This window comes from Rhizobium tibeticum, assembly GCF_900110205.1.
GTDB classification, from domain to species: domain Bacteria; phylum Pseudomonadota; class Alphaproteobacteria; order Rhizobiales; family Rhizobiaceae; genus Rhizobium; species Rhizobium tibeticum.
In genome coordinates, this window is the sequence record NZ_FOCV01000062.1 from 1 (window position 1) to 17,201 (window position 17,201).

Genomic DNA, 17,201 nt, shown 5'->3' on the forward strand with positions numbered 1-17,201 from the left:
AGGGACGGTCGCCGCGTGCGATGATCACCGACAAGCTGCAGTCCTACGGCGCAGCAAAGCGAGAGATCATGCCGGGTGTAGAGCATCGCTCCCACAAAGGGTTGAATAATCGGGCGGAGAATTCTCACCAACCAGTCCGGCGGCGAGAGCGGATCATGAAGCGCTTCAAGTCACAGCGACATCTACAACGCTTCGTCTCCATCCATGATCCGATCGCCAACCTATTTCAAATCCCGCGCCACGACATCTCCTCCGGCCACCATCGCGAACTGCGCACGGCGGCGATGAGCCTGTGGGCGAAAATTGCCCGAGCATGAGAGATAGCTGCGGATGGCGTCTTTCGCTGGCCTTCATCCGTTAAGTTTACGATGCCCCCCCCACTCTCCGACCGATCGATTTGAGGTAATCAGGATCGATCCCTTCTCGTAGCGGCGAGAGACCAGTTGGAAGAACAGGTGAGCGGCGTTCGCTTTTTCACAATGGCGACACCGACCCGCTCACAGCAGACAACGACCCAGGGGGCCGATGTATTCCGTCTTGAGGCCGTGACGTCGAACACTTCTCAGAAAATCGTTCGCGGCGATCAGGTTAAGATCAAGTTCGTCCTCGCCAGAGCCCACATTCATGGATTTCATCCAATATAACCCTTGCTGGGAAATGACCCGAAGCCGCCACTTGCCACCCTCCAGCCGACGTAGTTCGAAATCAACACGCTGATGCACCGATGCTGAGATACGGGCCGCAGTCTGGGCCGAACTTTGGGCGACATGCTTTTCGGGTTCTGAAGACATACCTATCCACCATTCAGATCAGAATTCGGAAACGGTCGGACGGCGCACGGCAAGAGCCAATCGTTTCGAACGCGGAAGTCCCAGCTTGAGATAGCCAGAACCGCCAACCCCACGCCAGTTGGTGCAAGGTCAATGGCTAACGACGACAACGACGGAGGGAAGAGGGAAGGAATGATCCATGATGTCGCGATAGCAAGCACACCGGGGAAGAGGGCCGTCTGCGTCCACCAACGTTGTTCACTCATCGTAACCTCCATTTGAAGCAACGGCAGGAGGCCAAGGCCGTTCGCCGCGTGTGATGATCACCGACACGCTTCGATCCTACGGTGCGGCGAAGCGGGAGATCATGCCAGGCGTCGAGCATCGCTCGCACAAGGGCCTGAACAATCGGGCGGAGAACTCTCATCAACCCGTCCGACGGCGGGAGAGGATCATGAAGCGCTTCAAGTCAGCGCGACATCTTCAGCGTTTCGTTTCCGTACACGACCCGATCGCCAACCTCTTTAACGTTCCCCGCCACGATATTCCATCCACCCACCACCGAGAACTGCGAGCAACTGCCATGCAAGCATGGCGCCAAATCGCGCGCCTTCACGCCGAATGAACCAAAGCCTCACTCCCAGATCTTGTCTTCGCAGCGTTAAGTTTACGCTGCCTCTTTGGCTCCTCGGTCAAGATTGATGTGTGAGGGAAGGAGTGCCACTTATCAGCAACAACAGGCACTCCCATGCATCAGTTCCGCCCTGACGGGCGGAGCTGAAGCCAAATCACCTTGCCATCAAGCTCCCTTTCCGCTGATTTTCTGTTTTCACGCCAGGACGGATCCAATCGTTTGGACCGCTTCTTGGCCCAGCTCCAACTGAGGCGAGTGCTATTGGAGACACCAATTCAGCTATAATCATTTCTGGGTGAGGTAAATGAGTAGATTTACTGTAAGCGCTCATTTGGCACTGTAAAGTTATCAGCGGATTGATGCAGTAGCTGGCCGGGACGGCTGTCAGGCTGCGGCGACACACGCGATTTTGTTCCAGATTTGCATGGCGGCGTTACGCAGGTCTCGATGTTGGGCCGATGACAGCGTATTGCGGGGAAAGTGGAACAGGTTGGCAATCGGATCATGGATGGAAACGAACCGCTGAAGCTGGCGTGCCGACTTGAAGCGTTTCATGATCCTTTCGCGTCGTCGGGTCGGCTGGTGCGAATTTTCCGCTCGATTATTGAGGCCTTTGTGCGACCGGTGTTCGACACCGGGCATGAGGTCGCGCCTGGCGGCATCATAGGACCGGAGCTTGTCGGTGATCATGACCCGTGGTGTCCGCCCTTGAGCCTTCAGCAACTTACGCATCAGACGCTTTGCCGCCTTGGCATTTCGGCGGCTTTGCACCAGTCCTTCGAGGACGAAGCCGTCCTGATCGACCGCACGCCAGAGCCACTGCTTCTTGCTATTGATGGCCACCACACATTCGTCGAGATGCCATTTGTCGCCCAGGCAGCCGGCTGACCGTCGCTTGATCTCCCGGGCGAAATGCCGTCCGAATTTCTCCGCCCAGCTTCGAACGGTCTGATGCGTGACGATGATACCGCGGGACGCCAGCATGTCCTCAACCATGCGCAGGCTAAGCGGAAAGCGAAAGTAGAGCCATACCGCGTGCGCAATGATCTCAGCGGGATAGCGGTGGCGACGATAAAGCGGATCACGAGCAACTTCTGACATGGCCCATGTACGCACATCTTCATCAGCCGTCGGTTAACTTTACGGTGCCCCCGCAACACTACCAGCTCTATGTCGAACGCATCGCATCTACGCTTCGAAAAACATGGCCCGATTTTACGCCATGTCAATCGAGCCGACGTTGTTTGGGGAGGCCTGCTTGACGCGGCGCTGCAGGCGCATCGGCTCTGGTGGCAAGAGGGAAGTCCACCATTTCCCTCGGGAGGAAGAGGCGGTCGCACGGATACAAACCGAAACCCCAGTGCGGCCAGAAAACGGTGGCCTGATTGGCGACCGGATCAGGCGGCCGCCTTCACATCGAACTCGAAATGAAGCTGGTCATAGGGGAATTCGACGCCGGCGTCAGTCCGGTCCAGGACGCCCGCGTTGACCAGCGTCGTCACGTCCTTATGGACGGCCTGCACGTCCCGGCCGACACGTCGGGCGACTTCCCGTATCGCCAGCGGCCCCTGCCCTGCCATCGCCTTCACGATCGCAAGCCGCGGCGGCGCAAGAACCCTGTGCATGTCGTCGTAGCTTGGAAAATTCACCGACGGCGTAGCGGGTACGACGACGCCTTCCAATGCCTTCTGCCCCGCATTCACGAAGCGGGCCTTGGCATCGGCAATCGAGCTTAGTCTGATGACGAGCGTCCTCATGCGAGTATCCTTTCCATGTCCGCCTGAAACGCATCGAACAATGCTTCCAGCGTTGTGAATTCTATCGGTTCCTCGATATCACCGAGATGGCGATGATCGCCCTTGCCGCGCTCATTGTCATAGCGCATGACGCACTCGCCGTTGACGATCAGCGCCAGACGATATTTGAAACGGTGGTTGCTGCCGGGCACGGGTATCGGCACATGCCACAGAACCGTTTCGAAAAATGCCGTATCGCTGACGGCGGTTCTGGATTTTTCGATCAGCACGGCTTCCATGTTGTTTTTAATAACATCACCCATCGTTGTTGTCAAGAACAACAGCGATGGGGCTGTCTTGCGCAGCAAAGCCGGCGCCGGGGTTCGACGCCCCGATGCAGGCTCCAGGAGCGCGTGTTTCGGCCCAAAACCGTTCCTCCCGAGAAGGGCCGGTTCCGGCCCTCCTCTGCTGATCCTCGATCATCCCCGTCAATTCCCCGCGTCATCATCGGGAAGGTCGCCGTTGGTTGATCGCGGCGGCGAGCTGGTCGATACCCTGCGCATCGAGGGCGGCGAATTCGCCAACCCGCATGACAGATATTCCAACTCGTCCGGGCGGGTTTCCGCATCGCGCCAGAAGATCAACGCGGCGGTGATGGTGGCCCGGTCCACGGGGTCAAGATCGATGCGCACGTTTCGCAATGTCGGCATGGGCGATCCTCCTATGAGCGCTTCGAAAAGAGCGGCATGATGCGCTTGCGCGTGAGGCGGTCGCGGGTGGTCGTGAACATCGAGCCATCCCATTCCCGCCATGTTTCGCAGCCGTTGATGGTGGTGCGTCCGCGGCGTTTGCGGATCGGCGGCAGGACGCTGCGCCTGCTGCTCAGGCGTCAGGCCTTGAAACCGCTCGATCTCGTAGTCGGGCATCCAGCCGTCTTGCAAAGGGTGCGGCGCGTTCCGATAGCGATGCTCGATCGCGGGACCGCCGAATAGGTCGGGCTGTATCCCGGCAAGCCGTCGCTGATGTTGCGCCTTCCGATAGTCGGCACGCCATTGACCGTCCGCGCTCAAGGCGGGGCGGTCAGGTTCGTTTTCGGTTCCGTGCCGCCGATGGGAGTCCTCTACGCTCTTATCACCCATGATGAATGTCCTGCAGATCGAGGGATAGCTGCGCCGCGCCGGCCGACCGGACGGACGCTTTCACCATGTTCCCGCCTTCACATGGCATGTGGGGCAAGGGACGCAGGTGTCGGGATGGTCGGGCCACCCTCCCCGCAACGGGAGCAACGAAACCGCATGGTCAGAACGCGAAAGCAGCTTGGCCGCTCGCCTCCATGTAGGTCATGCTCTCGCCTGCCGCATACCGCTCGTGGCCAAGCTCGGACCATTGCAGAAAGCCGGACCGGTCATAGCGAAACCAGCCGTCCTCGATCCCGAAAATCATCCCCCACGCCGCATCCTCGGCGTACAGTCGGCCGGTATTGATCGGCTGGTGCTCGCTGCCCTTCTCCTGTCGGCAAACGATGGGCGCGCTGAAGGCGCGAATGATCGCGCCGCGCTCGTCGGGCTCGCTCGCCCCGACCTGCCGCATGATCTCGCGGGCTTCCGCTGTGGTGATATAGCCGGAAGCCTTTTGTCCTCATGATGCGAATAGCGGCGTCCGAGCAAATTCTTTTGTTTCGATCAATTCACAAAGTGAGCAAATTTACTCATTTACTAGATCCTAAAATACTCATAATTAGATTTCGCGGCGCATAGTACCACTCAAACGCACTCACGTTTGGGGCGGCGTTGCGGCCAATATCCGGTGCTTGATTGCAACTTCATGAAGAAAACGTCTAAATATTAAGTTTAGATACTTCTAACATGGAAGTAAGCGTCGAGCCGCTAGCGCACCTAATAGAGGAGTTCTTCTCATGGCTTTCAGCGTGCAGCAACATTATGGTCCTGATGCTTTTGTAGGGCTTGAACCGCTTCACAAAGACCTTTGTGGTGCGTGGAAATTTGAAGGCAAGATCTGGCCCTATTACCCAGAAGATACTGCCAATGACCCCACTACCCAGCTGGATACCACTGGTACGGCCGAAATAAGCCTAACGGCCGATGGGCGATATTTTCACTTGAACTGGTCCGGTGAAAGCTCCAACGACAGATGGGCCGGAGGCTGCATCATTGGTTATGCTGCTGGCTTGGCGGACGCAAACGGCAAAAGAACAATGAATGAAAGCTTTTACAACAGCTACGGCAGCTTTGGCTCGTCCAAAGCATCCTATAAGAAGGGTGACAATCGCCTTGAAATGGCTGGCGAGGTAGAATGCTATGACCGCAATAGCAAGGAAAAATATCGCCATATTCTAAACATCAAGGGCAAAAACCGCTTCGAAATGGAAGTACATCTGACGGCGCACGGCGGGAAAGAGTCCAAAGTCCGCCATCTGATCTTTTCCCGCGTATAGCGAACCGCAAAATTCATCGGAGTGAACGAAATGAACAACGTAGTTTCGGATACGCTGACAGTCGCGCCCACAACCGGAAAAAAAGAAACTATTTTGGCGAAGACAGACAAACCTCTGTTTGATATCGAAGTGATTGAGTACGACGAATATCAGATTGATGCAAACAGTGATGTTGTATTTTACCGCACGACCTGCACCACCTGCTCGACCTCCTAAAGACTATTAGGTTTGGCCATGGCAAATATTTATAGAGGTTGCCATGACCTGAGCGTTGCGGGCTTTTGAGATCTTCCGATTTTTCATCATCTTCCTAGTACAACGGGATGCGCGATCGAGTCGGAAATGCGTGGTCTCGATCGGATACTTCTTTGTAGGTCAATAGTTACAATGATGGCAGGTTAACCGTTTATGACTTTGCTCCGACTTTCACCTAGAAATTGGACCATACCGATTGATGATGGCTTTCTCATAGGTCATAGGGCGACCATTTTGCGAAAAGTCAGAGGTGGTCGCGAATTAGCTATCTTATTAGATGAACTTAAAAAGCATCTTGATGATGGGCCACAGACGGAAAAACAGCTGAAAACTGATTTGCAGGCGTCTTATCCACCGGCCTATGTTGAAGAAGCTCTTCATCACTTTTTGAATCTTGGCGTCGTTGTTTATACCGACGAAAACGCCGTTTCAGACACGCGGTCAAAGCGGGATGAGCGAGTATCCTCACCCACAAGACAATACTTGTTCAACGTTTTTGACGAAACAGAACAGGCCTTTGAAAAGCTCAAAGCCTGCGATGTGGCGTTGGTTGGTCAAGGCAGACTTGCAGAAAAGGTTCTGTCCGGTCTGATTGACTTATCCCTCCGATCGATAAGTTGGGCCGTCAACAAAGAAGCCACTTCTTCCGGAGAGAACGGTCCTGATTTCGCGGGATTCGAATACTCTCCGTATAGCGATGACGAGGATTTGAAGCGGAGGCTGGGAACCGCGGATTTTGTCATCGCTGTCGCTGACGATCCAATTGAGCGGCTACGTCTCTTTCCCAAAGTAAACGCGATCAGTTTGTCAGGTGGTCAACAGCCGTGGCTGTGCGGCTACATGGACGGGCATCAGGCTTTCATCGGCCCCTTATTTGTGCCGGGTGAAACTGGATGCTATCGCTGTTTGGAATTGCGAGAAGAACAACATCTACCTTATCCTGAAGAGTTCGCCTCGTTCAAACAATCTTTGGCACACAACAAGATTTTTTGCGCACCGGATGCCCCATCGTCGACTTTGCAGGTCGCCAGTGGGTTCATCACAGCAGAAGCGCAAAAAGCCATCGCCCGGGTCGGGCATCCCGCCACATTCCAAACCTTGGTCGTCATTGATCTCAACCATCTCGAAACTGAACGTCACAGGCTATTGCGCGTGCCCTTTTGCGATACTTGCGGCACCCACCTTAACCAACCTTTCTGCAAAACCTGGGATATGTGATCAGCAACGATGGCACAACCGCTACAGGACATACCCTTAAGCTACAGCTGCCTTCATCTGGCTTTACATAAGTCGCACCGTTTTGGCCCCCTCACCCGCTATAGTTTTCATCGGGTGCCCGGTAATTTTGGGATGCTTCATGCGGTTACTGCTAGCGTAAGGGACATATCTCAGCAAAAGGAGATTGTTGCTGCCGGGGGCGGCTTAACCAAAAACCGAGCCTTTTTTGCTGCGATTGGAGAGGCGCTTGAGCGTCTCTCGTTGCGACAGCATCATTATCTCGGACTTACCGCCGGACGATATACAGGAAAGGATTGTGAACTCGATCCCAATTTGCTTTTACAAGGGATTGATGAATTAACCTTCCCTCTTGTTCGTTGGCATGAGGAAATGGAAATACTATGGCACCACGGGACTGAGCTCGCATGCGGCAAACTCTGCCTCATACCAGCGTTTAGCTTATTCCCAAATGCCGCGGCTCATACCCCCGACGGGAAATTGCTCTACGCCAACACCTCTACAGGAACTGCAACCTCCCGCGAGAAAAATGCAGCGATCCTGTCAGGCATTTACGAAGTCATTGAGCGAGACGCATTTGTAGTTCATTGGGAAAACCGGTGGGCAGGTATCAAGAAGCCCCTGGACAGCAAAAGCATAGCACTGCTGCGGCAAATTGAAAGCCGGGGCTTTGATGTTTCCGTTGTCGCCCTGAGCACCGACACTGGCGTTCCGGTAGCCCTAGCTGCCATTGCCGACAAAACCGGCTATCAGGCAGCAATTTCTTTTGGAGCTGCTGCGCGTGCTACGTGGGAGGAGGCGAGTTTTCGCGCCCTTGAAGAGGCTTTGTTGACTAGTTTCTGGATCAGCACACGTCTTTATGTAGACGGAACGAGCTATAAAGAAGCTCAAGATAGAATGACATTACTACCAGAGCCGTCCGATCACGCTTATCTTTATGGCTTCCCTCAAGCAACGGAAAAATGTCGCTTCCTTTTTGAAGCACCAAAAGAAGATGATGTCCGTTTTGCCAATCCTCCGGACAAATCGGTCAGCAACGCTGAGCTTGAATGGGCGCTGGAACGGCTTGGATCAGTCAGGGCAATCTGTATCTACGCGGATATTACCCATCCTTCAGCTGCGGCATTGGGCCTCTATGTAATCCGCGTCGTTATTCCGGGCTTTCTACCGCTAACGCGGGGCAATGTCCGCTCGATCTTGAATCCACGCCTGGTTACAATCGCAGATGCCCTTGGTCGTGCCCACGGAAAGGATTTCGGATTTAATCCTGATCCACACCCCTTCCCGTGATCAAGACCACCGTTATGCGGAGGATCGCTACTTGCAAAAAGGTGTTAGTTACACAAACGAGACCAGAACATTCTCGCTAGTCAGGCAACAGGCCTGCCACTGGTATGAAGACCCGTTAGCTCACGCGCACACGATAGAGTACGAGAAAAGCTATAGCTACCTGCCACGCTTGCTGTTTGAAGAGCTATCGTTGGCGCAGGTTAGCAAAAATGACCCCACCATCCTGGATGGAGCACCAGCTGAATGGCTAGGACGACAGTCACTCACCGAAAAAACCGATAGACTAGATATTCCGGCACCGCTTTGGCGCCTAGATTTCCGCACTTTTCCACAGGCGGCCAGGAAATATGATCTGATCTTAGTGTATTCTGTCCTGCGCCTTATGCCTGATCCGCCAGCGTTTCTAACTTGGCTCAAACGCAATCTGACGCCAGAAGGCCGCTGTTGTTTCGTCGATTTCATCGGCAACATTGACGAGGAGTTAACCCGGCATATTCTCGGCCGTATTCCCTCCAAGGTGCACCAACAATTCTTGTTAGACCAACTTGCAGCCGCACCAAAGCCGGAACAAATCCAGCAATGGCTCTTCAATGCCAGGATCGATCACTACCGGCTCGCCATTGGGGGGCTTGGCGGCTATGAAGAAAGAAGCGAGAAAGCTCTGACGCTTATCGCTCAAAATACCCATCTGGTTCCCCTTTTGATGCAACTATCCCGATCGGGGTATAAAAGCCGTCGAGCGGCGGACATCGTCTTCCATTTAACATTTGCACATGGTGGGGATCACTAGACATGGCTAAGTCACCTCAGGGCGTTTCCCGATATTGGTTCGTCGAACCAAGTGATCTTGAGACCCGATTATCTCAGGACTACCATGAAGCAACCAAAACAAGCGAGTTTCTCTTTAGCTTTGGCGCGGAGGATCCGAAACGCTCGCCCGCGATGATGGAAATAATCAATGCGGTTGCCGGTAAATCCAAAAATTATGGTTACTTCCCGCGTATTAATCTCACGCCTGCCACCTGGGAGAATTTGGATACGCCCATAGGAACATTGATTAAAAGCAGGCGCACGAACCGCAAGTTGCTTGAAAAGCCGATAACCCTGGAAGAACTGTCGACTTTGCTTGTCTATGGAGCAGGTATCAACGGCGCCATTGGTATTGGAGAAAATACAAGCAGGGATGGGCGTACATACCCATCCGGTGGGGGGCTCTATCCTCTGGAGATTTACCCAATCATACTCAATGTTGAGGGCGTCGAGGAGGGAGTCTATCACTTTGATGTGCGAAACCAATGCATCAATTGCTTGGAGAGCGGGGATGTGCGCACCAAGGTGAAGGAGGCTTATCTGGGGGAAAAGATGCTGGAAAAAGCCGCCGTTTGCTTTTTCGTCACGGCTATCTTCAAGCGAACTTCCTTCAAATATGGTGAAAGAGCCTACCGCCTTGTAAATATCGAGGCCGGCCATCTGATCCACAACGTTATGTATGTGGGGCAGGCCCTAGGCTTATCGATCATCCCGATAAACGGTTTCTTCGATCGTCGCCTGGAAAAGCTCATTAACGTTGATGGCATTGAAGAATCCATCCTCTACACAGCAATTGGAGGGTGTGTTTGATTTATGAAGTCTCTCTATACTCCACAGCAATTTGAAGACAGACAACAGCTGAGTTATTGGCTAACGTCGCTTGTATCAGAGGTTGCTTGCAAGCTTGGCGTTTCTATAACGCCACTTCGATTTAAACTGCATTCCAATGCCAACAGTGTCTCCTATACCTGTTATAGAGAAGGCTGCCCTGAGATCAACCTATCACCAGATAGCCTACAGACAGACGTTGTTGCTCATGAGATATGCCATGGCCTTCTACCATTTTCGTCCTTGTTTTTGGCTGAGGGGCTGGCAAACTATGTCGGCTGCCTCTTCTCAGCAGGTTGTAGCCATTTACTTTTCCCGCAAGAGACTCTTTCGCAAGTTTTAAGTGCATACCGCGACGAGCTGCCGCCTTTATCGGATTTTTTGCATCAACAGATAGGGGATCCTGGACCACTAGCGCCTGGGCGTTTCGTTCTGCTCGAAGGCCGCCTTGCACATGCGGTTTCAGCGTCCGTGATGGAATTCTGCCTTAATCGATATAGCCATTTCGCCGCTGTCCTGCAAAGCCAAAGCGACGCATCCTTTCCCATGGCCATCGACAGAGCGACCGGCGACTCCCCTTTCAAGATTTTATATGATTGGCAGAACCATCTTGGCTTCGAGGACTATGTCTCCATTGAAGAAAAGTTTTCGCTCTTGCGGAGGTGAATGAAGATGTTCTCGACATCCAGCATGCCGGAAGTGCCTGCTTATCAAACCTTCACTTTTTCCAGACCCTTGATCAGTTCAAAGATTGGGTTGGTTTCTTCATGTCTTGAACGTCGTGCTTCTCCAGATCGATATACTACCCGAAACTGGTTGGCGACGGGCGGGAAAAAGTGGGGGCGTCATCTCGCGCCCGAACGGGTGTTCGGCGGTGGCAGTGCCAATTGGCAATGGGCCTACGCCTCAGCAATTGGTGAGGCGGTTGAGCGCACAAGCCTGTCCAACTATAATCCCAATGATTTCACAGTTCTGCCTTTCGAGCAGATGCCATTATCTTTCTCCGCCGCAAAGGAGCTTTTATTCTATCTGGATTCGCAATATGCCGACCCCACCTTTCCCATTGCTAAGCCCGATTTTGAGAAGCCCATCGCTTGGGTAAAAGGTTGGTCTCTAGCTGACCGAGCGGAAGCTTATTTGCCCGCGTCACTGGTCTATCTGCCTTATCGCCACCTTAGCCAGGAACCAATTTTCACCGATCTTATCTCTACAGGGACAAGCTGCGCTCGCACTAAGGACAAAGCCGCGGCCCTGGCCATCCTGGAGCTGGTCGAGAGAGACGCTTGGACCATGGTTTGGGAAACTCGGGCCAAGGTTGCTGAAATTCATCCCGATGAAATAAAAGCAGTTCCCGCGGTTGTCGCAGCAGAACAAAACGGGCTTCAGTTTCGAGCTTTCAACTTGACCAACGATACAAACATACCGGCCGTGATCGCCATTGCCATCAATGAAACATCCCTGCCCGCCCTTGCAATCGGAACCGCCGCCCGCCTTAGCCCTTATGAAGCGCTTGAACGGGCAATTTCAGAGGCGATTACCAATTGGCGTTCCACCGCTTATTTATGCGTCAATGGTATTCGAAAACTTGATGCTGAATCCTTGCAAAACCGGCGCCATACAGATTTTTCGTTGCAATCTCTATTTTATGCAGACCCTCAAAACAGTCATCATTTTAGTTTTCTACTCCAACAGAATTCCGATTATGTTGGAGTAGAAGCCTTAGTGCCGGAACAATATAATCAGGGAGACTTGCGCCAGCTTCGAAGGCTTTTGACTGATTCCGGCCACAACGTTTGTTTATTCAACTTGACGCAATGTGAAGCGGAGGAGGTCGGGCTGTATGTTGTCCGCGCTGTTTCGACCAGTTTGATAAGACAGTCCTTGGGCCTCTTAAGGCCGTTGGCGCACCCTCGTCTCCTGAATATTCCGAAGAAGCTGGGCCGGATAGCCGAAGACTTGAACGTGAAGGACCTATTGCGGTCGTCACATCCTTTCCCTTAGCACGGTTTTGGTTTCAATGTCAGCCTTATTCCCCCAACGGTGCCCGGGCCCGGACTTTGTATTGAAATATATCGCCGAAGTTCTTGGTCCTTCCTTCTCGGTAAAAACACTTAGGATGCCGGGAGATTTAGCGGCCTATCACAATTTACTGATCCAGGGTCACAACCGACTGCGGTCTCCGGTCAACGCATCCGGCTTTTCCACTGAGCGCAATCTGGCAGTCTTGAAAGCTCTCGGCGAGTTCATTGAACGGTATTCCCTGCTATGTCCACCAGCCCCACAAATGTTAAGGCGTGGTACCCGCCACGACTTACCGGGACAAGCTCTAGACATGGCAGCCATGCCCCTCTTTTCAGAAAACCAATGTGCTCGCAAAGACTTTCCTTGGACGGGCTTCACAGATAGTACCTATGACTGGATAGAGGCGTACAATCTTATTGATAACACACCCGTTTATGTGCCTGTAGATCTATTGCTCTTGCATAAACCATCGCACATCAGCTTGATGGGCTCAACAGGTGCCGCAGCCCACAGAAACGAGACGCAAGCACTGATATCCGCTATACTAGAGTTAGTCGAGCGGGATGCACTGTCGATCATTTGGGAAACACAAGCAATAACGCCATGCATTCCCAATTCAGCATCGTATCTTTTAAAAGAGACCCTGCAAACCATTAAACAATTGGGGAAAGCCAATCAGGACGTCATATTACGGGATATGACAACCGACCTTGGCATTCCGGTTGCCGCCTGCGTTATTTTGGACCGCGCGCGACGCCGGCCTTGTTTGGCACTTGGAGCAGGCGCAGCCCTGTCGCATAGCGAAGCTTGTCAAAAAGCCTTGGATGAAGCGACAGCCGTGTGGCTATGGATGCGGGATGAGCACAAAAAGTCGGCAACGATCTTCGAGAACATTTTACCGCTTGCTTGCAACGCTGTCGAGCCAATGTGGCAAGCGGTTCTCTACGGGTTCCAGGAAATGCTACCGGCGGCATATATTTTGACAGAACCAACTCTCCCGCCAAAGGAAGTTTCCGAAGCCGAGCCCGGCCTTTCGCACTCTCAATATCTGGAGCGATTAAAAGGCAGTTTGGCAAAGAACAGAATATCCCTCTACTATCGTTCCATCCTGCCACAAGAATTCAAGGAATTGGGATGGGTAGCAATTCGCGCCATCGCGCCATCGCTCGTTCCTCTTGCTTTCGGCAATCAATGCCGTCCGCTCGGCCATCCGCGTTTACTGACCGTGCCAAAGACACGTAATTGGGCAGAAAGCCCGCGCAAGGCAAACGTTCATCATGCTCCAATTCCTTTGCCATAAGTGGAAGCTGCGAATTGGCCCTTGCTGTCGTTTTGCAGATGGGGTGGTTGCCGTCCTCCACTACCCGAATCCGCTCGTCACCGATCCAGACACGGGTCTGCCCGAAGTCGATCTGCAACTGACGACCCGGCGGCGTTTCAAACCGGACTGTCGCACGCTTCTGCGCCCTGAGTTCCCGCCGCCATTCCCGGACTCGAAGCTCTACCGAACGCAAACCGATGGTAATGCCGTGCTCGCTGACTAACTCCTGCCGGATCACATCAGCATTGCCGTCATGGCGAAAGAAGGTAAGAGGTGGCTCGGGAAATTTGAACAGCCGGGACAAGTGGAATTTCTGCCTGACTTTGGCTTAGATGCCGGAAACAGGAGAGACGGCATCGTAAACTTAACGGATGAAAGGCCAGCGAAAGACGCCATCCGCAGATATCTCTCATGCTCGGGTAAGGTACTGTCACATTGATTGAGCGGTAAGGAAATTGAGGTAGCAGCGCACCCATGACCGTGAGTGCACCGACCTACAAGAACCATCGCTATCCGATCGAAATCCGGGACCAGCGCCGCTCAAGATGGCCGAGCGGAACGTCGGCAGGCAGCGATTTACGACGGTCACCACCAATCCCGCCCAACACTGCGATTGCGGCAAGGAGCGGCTGCACGGCGCGACCGCCTTCAAACGCAAAGCTGCTCAGGAACCGGGCGCCGATCTTCTTGAACACGTGGTATTCGGGTGCAAGCTCGCCGAGCACGTCCGGCCTTCCAGGGCAAAGTGTTCGCCGGATGATAGCCGCATCATCTGCGATGGTTTCCAGGGGCGCGATCGCAGCGACGGCGGCCGTGACATCGCCTTCGGCTCGCACGGCAGTCACCACAGCCTCAAGCACCTCGGCGATCCGAAGAAGCCGGACACGCCGCTGTTCCGCAGATGGGGTCAGAACAAGAGCAGTGCGAAATCGTACGCTAAGGGCGAACGGAATGAGAACTTATGCGACCCGCTGCAGCCCAGCTGGAAGGCGGAGCGACCGGAACCCGTTCGGCATCAGATGTTCCGCATCCCAGGTGTAGACGCCGGTAAGGTTGATGTGTTCCCAACTGAGCGGCGAAATGTGCTTCAACAGAGTGTCAGGAATGTCTCGTCCTACTCGTTTCAGCTGTGTGACCGCGCGGTCAAGATAGACTGTATTCCAGTGGACGATCGCACTGACGACGAGGTTGAGACCAGAGGCGCGGAACGCCTGGCTTTCGAACGACCGGTCGCGGATCTCGCCGCGCTCGTGGAAGAAGACAGCGCGCTTCAGCTTATGGGCGGCCTCGCCCTTGTTGAGACCGGCTTGGCATCTCCGCCGTAGTGCCGGGCTTGAGTACCATTCGATCATGAAGAGCGAACGCTCAATCCGACCGAGTTCGCGGAGCGCCCTCGCGAGATGGCTTTGCTTCGGAGATGCGGACAGTTTCTTGAGGATCGTAGACGGCACGACGGACCGCGTCGTGATCGACGCCGCGAGATGGAGCAGATCGTCCCAATGGTCGAGAATCAGAGTGGTGTTGATCGGCGCCCCGATGTGGTTAGACAGGGCCTGATATGCATCGCCCTTCTCGAACGTATGGAACTTCCGATCTTTGAGATTGCGCAGTCGCGGTGCGAAGCGCTTGCCGATCAGGGCGAACAGCCCGAAGATATGATCACTCGCACCGCCCGTGTCGGTAAAGTGTTCCTGGATATCGAGGACCGTGTCCTGATCGAATAGCCCATCGAGCACATAGGCCGCCTCGCTTTCGGTCGGACTGATGGGCAAAATGCTGAAGTAGCCGTACTGATCTGACAGATGGCTATAGAATTTCGATCCGGGTTCACTGCCGTAATGCAAGTTGATGTCGCCGCGCTTTGCGGCTCGGTCGCTCGCACGGAAGAATTGGCCATCTGACGAAGATGTCGTGCCGTTGCCCCAAAGGCGGGAATGCGGATGGCGGGTGTGTGCATCCGTAATAGCTGCTTGCGCAGCACGATATGTCTCGGATCGGGCGTGGAAGGTGCGCATCCAGCCGATCTGGTGAGCGCTGATCCCCTTGGATGCGCCCGCCATTCGCTTCGGCCCGAGATTGGTCGCATCCGCCAGTACGCCCGCGAGCATGGCAGAGACATTTTTCGGGACGTCGCCGGTGCGAACATGCGTGAATAAATCTGCAAAGCCGGTCGATTCATGCACTTCTCTCAATAGATCGGGAACTTCCACCAGCGGATACATCTCGCTGATCTCGGCATTCAGTTCCTCGGCAGCCACAGGGACTTCGCCGGCGGTTGGTGTGACGATCAAGTTTCCGGCCTCAACACGAACTCCTTCGAGCTTTCCAGACCGTGCTCTGTGCGCCAGACGCTTCAGGTTGAAGTCGAGCATCTGACGCGCTTCGGCAAGCCACCGCGCGCCATCAGCTTCGACGCCCAGTCCAAGACGATCCTCTTCCTTCATCGTGATAAATGTTGTTCGCGGCATCAGATGCTCGTCAATGGGCCGGAAAGATCGACTGCCATCGACCCAGATCTCCGCAGATCTAAGCCGGTCTCGCAAAGCAGCGAGCGTCGCGACCTCGTAGAGACGGCGATCGGGTTTTTCCTGTTCGAAGATGAGCCGCCGATCAGTTTGGCTGAGGTGGGTGAGCGGGACGCGATCCGGGAGTGTCCGCCGCTTCTCGGCATAAAGCCGTTTCAGCAGCGCAATTGCCGCGAGAAGCGGGTCGTGGCGATGCGCCGAGCGGAACGTGAAGGCCTGAAGGAACGCGCCAGTGTATTTGTGGACGGTCGCATACTGCTCGGCTGCTACGGTCAACGGCGGTGCCTCGTTGTCGTCGACCATCGACTCGAGCTCAGGCTTCATCCGAAGCAGCCGGTCCCAGCCGACTCTTTGGTCGAGAACATCCAATGCGTTCCGACCATAGTCGTTGGCGGACTGCAGGGCGGTGATCGTATCTAGAAACATGCGCAGCGCTTTGGCGGTGTTCGCTCTGCAATCCATCTGTCGCTGCTTCTTTCGATTGTTGGCTTGCGAGAACAACTTACCCATCAGCTTGATGAACATCGTCACCGCATCGTCCGTGAGCTTCTGGCAAAGCTTGATGACCTGAGCCACGATCAGAGCGCGGCGACGGCTGGCGTTGAAGTCGTTGGCAAGCCAGGCCGGCGTTGCGTTGCCCTCCCGGATCATCTGGTCCCACCGCCCGGATGATACGCGCGCCTGCAGTTTCGGATCGATCTCCAGCCGCCGCAGAAAGGCTATCCGCTCGGTCAGCCCGACGAGGTTCGACGCACCCGGGGCTTCTGGCACCGAGCGCAGCCAATGAAAGCGCGTCTGGCCGATCGACGGGTCAACCTCTAACAGCCTATCCAGTGATTGAAGCCTATTGAGCGGAATGTCTTCAATCAGAGTTCTTTCTGCCCGGCGCCGGGCTATCGCACGGCCGGCAAGGCCGATGCGTTCGATCGTGTCGATCGCCGGCAGAAGAGCTCCGCGTTCGCGAAACGGCATCGTCAACTTAACGGAATGTGGAATTCGATGTGCGATGAAGGTTCATGACAGACCGTGATCCACTCTATCGTCGACATCGCTTTCGCGCTGAAGTTATTGCCCACGCCGTGTGGCTCTATTTCCGTTTCCCTCTGAGCCTGCGAATGGTCGAGGACTTGCTGGCTGCCCGTGGGATCATTGTCTCGCACCAGACCGTCCGGCTGTGGGCGGAGAAATTCGGCCGCACCTTTGCCAACGAGATCCGTCGTCGATCATCCGGTCGGCTTGGGGACAAGTGGCATCTCGATGAAGCCGTTGTTTCAATCCGCGGCAAGAAGCATTGGCTGTGGCGCGCAGTTGATCAGGAC

General features: G+C 54.5%; 18 protein-coding genes and 5 pseudogenes. 13 read left to right on the plus strand and 10 right to left on the minus strand.

Features of this window, described 5'->3' with window-relative positions; all coding sequences use genetic code 11:
• Nucleotides 1-317: DDE-type integrase/transposase/recombinase (locus BSG20_RS32200; RefSeq protein WP_143147573.1), on the plus strand; the 317-nt coding region annotated here is incomplete at its 5' end.
• A gap of 57 nt (nucleotides 318-374) precedes the next feature.
• Here BSG20_RS32200 and BSG20_RS32205 read toward each other — a convergent pair.
• Nucleotides 375-473, minus strand: a pseudogene (locus BSG20_RS32205) (ATP-binding protein); the annotation flags it as partial.
• Between the two features lie 24 nt (nucleotides 474-497).
• Nucleotides 498-791 (minus strand): hypothetical protein, encoded by a 294-nt coding sequence (locus tag BSG20_RS36020; protein ID WP_143147574.1) that lies wholly within the window; start codon nucleotides 789-791, stop codon nucleotides 498-500.
• A gap of 304 nt (nucleotides 792-1,095) precedes the next feature.
• On the opposite strand from BSG20_RS36020, the pseudogene BSG20_RS32210 reads away from it, so the two are divergent.
• Nucleotides 1,096-1,395: pseudogene (locus tag BSG20_RS32210) on the plus strand (DDE-type integrase/transposase/recombinase); the annotation flags it as partial.
• A 393-nt stretch (nucleotides 1,396-1,788) separates the two neighbouring features.
• Here BSG20_RS32210 and BSG20_RS32215 read toward each other — a convergent pair.
• Complete coding sequence (locus BSG20_RS32215; protein ID WP_143147575.1) at nucleotides 1,789-2,505, minus strand: IS6 family transposase; 717 nt, start codon at nucleotides 2,503-2,505, stop codon at nucleotides 1,789-1,791.
• 5 nt (nucleotides 2,506-2,510) lie between these two features.
• Here BSG20_RS32215 and BSG20_RS39035 point away from each other — a divergent pair.
• Nucleotides 2,511-2,893: pseudogene (locus BSG20_RS39035) on the plus strand (WGR domain-containing protein).
• On the opposite strand, the gene BSG20_RS32225 reads toward BSG20_RS39035, so the two are convergent.
• The 4 genes from BSG20_RS32225 to BSG20_RS32240 all read right to left on the minus strand — a co-directional run bounded on the left by BSG20_RS32225 (nucleotide 2,802) and on the right by BSG20_RS32240 (nucleotide 4,730).
• A complete protein-coding gene (locus BSG20_RS32225; protein ID WP_065284004.1) occupies nucleotides 2,802-3,161 on the minus strand; it encodes an HVO_A0114 family putative DNA-binding protein in 360 nt (119 codons plus the stop codon). The pseudogene BSG20_RS39035 and the gene BSG20_RS32225 sit on opposite strands and share 92 nt — an antisense overlap.
• A complete protein-coding gene (locus BSG20_RS32230) occupies nucleotides 3,158-3,439 on the minus strand; it encodes a toxin-antitoxin system TumE family protein (protein ID WP_072381876.1) in 282 nt (93 codons plus the stop codon). The genes BSG20_RS32225 and BSG20_RS32230 overlap by 4 nt, the downstream gene beginning before the upstream one ends.
• Before the next feature lie 189 nt (nucleotides 3,440-3,628).
• Nucleotides 3,629-4,279, minus strand: coding sequence for a hypothetical protein (locus BSG20_RS32235; RefSeq protein ID WP_072381868.1), 651 nt, complete (start codon nucleotides 4,277-4,279; stop codon nucleotides 3,629-3,631).
• A 160-nt stretch (nucleotides 4,280-4,439) separates the two neighbouring features.
• The gene (locus BSG20_RS32240) at nucleotides 4,440-4,730 is read right to left on the minus strand and encodes a hypothetical protein (protein WP_072381866.1); all 291 of its coding nucleotides are present in this window, start codon (nucleotides 4,728-4,730) and stop codon (nucleotides 4,440-4,442) included.
• A gap of 325 nt (nucleotides 4,731-5,055) precedes the next feature.
• Between BSG20_RS32240 and BSG20_RS32245 the strand changes: the two genes are divergently transcribed.
• From BSG20_RS32245 to BSG20_RS32285, 9 genes are all read left to right on the plus strand, one after another.
• Nucleotides 5,056-5,595 carry a DUF1579 family protein gene (locus tag BSG20_RS32245; RefSeq protein ID WP_072381864.1) on the plus strand — a complete coding sequence of 180 codons (540 nt, stop codon included), beginning with the start codon at nucleotides 5,056-5,058 and terminating at the stop codon, nucleotides 5,593-5,595.
• A 30-nt stretch (nucleotides 5,596-5,625) separates the two neighbouring features.
• Nucleotides 5,626-5,811: a hypothetical protein gene (locus BSG20_RS32250; protein WP_093041710.1), complete on the plus strand. Its 186-nt coding sequence runs from the start codon at nucleotides 5,626-5,628 to the stop codon at nucleotides 5,809-5,811.
• A 192-nt stretch (nucleotides 5,812-6,003) separates the two neighbouring features.
• Nucleotides 6,004-7,068: a TOMM precursor leader peptide-binding protein gene (locus tag BSG20_RS32255; RefSeq protein WP_083540047.1), complete on the plus strand. Its 1,065-nt coding sequence runs from the start codon at nucleotides 6,004-6,006 to the stop codon at nucleotides 7,066-7,068.
• Nucleotides 7,069-7,200: 132 nt separating this feature from the next.
• Nucleotides 7,201-8,376 (plus strand): YcaO-like family protein, encoded by a 1,176-nt coding sequence (locus BSG20_RS32260; protein WP_167371646.1) that lies wholly within the window; start codon nucleotides 7,201-7,203, stop codon nucleotides 8,374-8,376.
• A 31-nt stretch (nucleotides 8,377-8,407) separates the two neighbouring features.
• Nucleotides 8,408-9,166: a class I SAM-dependent methyltransferase gene (locus BSG20_RS32265; RefSeq protein WP_072381856.1), complete on the plus strand. Its 759-nt coding sequence runs from the start codon at nucleotides 8,408-8,410 to the stop codon at nucleotides 9,164-9,166.
• 2 nt (nucleotides 9,167-9,168) lie between these two features.
• The gene (locus BSG20_RS32270) at nucleotides 9,169-9,996 is read left to right on the plus strand and encodes a SagB/ThcOx family dehydrogenase (protein ID WP_072381853.1); all 828 of its coding nucleotides are present in this window, start codon (nucleotides 9,169-9,171) and stop codon (nucleotides 9,994-9,996) included.
• A 3-nt stretch (nucleotides 9,997-9,999) separates the two neighbouring features.
• The gene (locus BSG20_RS36035; RefSeq protein WP_143147576.1) at nucleotides 10,000-10,680 is read left to right on the plus strand and encodes a hypothetical protein; all 681 of its coding nucleotides are present in this window, start codon (nucleotides 10,000-10,002) and stop codon (nucleotides 10,678-10,680) included.
• Entirely contained in the window at nucleotides 10,681-12,015 is a 1,335-nt protein-coding gene (locus tag BSG20_RS32280; RefSeq protein ID WP_083540046.1) for a YcaO-like family protein, read from the plus strand. It abuts the gene before it with no gap.
• Between the two features lie 61 nt (nucleotides 12,016-12,076).
• Nucleotides 12,077-13,336: a YcaO-like family protein gene (locus BSG20_RS32285; protein WP_167371645.1), complete on the plus strand. Its 1,260-nt coding sequence runs from the start codon at nucleotides 12,077-12,079 to the stop codon at nucleotides 13,334-13,336.
• A gap of 61 nt (nucleotides 13,337-13,397) precedes the next feature.
• Here BSG20_RS32285 and BSG20_RS32290 read toward each other — a convergent pair.
• The 3 genes and pseudogenes from BSG20_RS32290 to BSG20_RS32300 form a co-directional block, all read right to left on the minus strand.
• Nucleotides 13,398-13,622: pseudogene (locus BSG20_RS32290) on the minus strand (IS21 family transposase); the annotation flags it as partial.
• Between the two features lie 244 nt (nucleotides 13,623-13,866).
• Nucleotides 13,867-14,202 (minus strand): hypothetical protein, encoded by a 336-nt coding sequence (locus BSG20_RS32295; RefSeq protein WP_093041713.1) that lies wholly within the window; start codon nucleotides 14,200-14,202, stop codon nucleotides 13,867-13,869.
• A gap of 114 nt (nucleotides 14,203-14,316) precedes the next feature.
• Nucleotides 14,317-16,848: pseudogene (locus tag BSG20_RS32300) on the minus strand (Tn3 family transposase); the annotation flags it as partial.
• Between the two features lie 50 nt (nucleotides 16,849-16,898).
• On the opposite strand from BSG20_RS32300, the gene BSG20_RS32305 reads away from it, so the two are divergent.
• Nucleotides 16,899-17,201 (plus strand): DDE-type integrase/transposase/recombinase (locus BSG20_RS32305; RefSeq protein WP_143147579.1); only part of this gene is annotated, 303 nt, incomplete at its 3' end.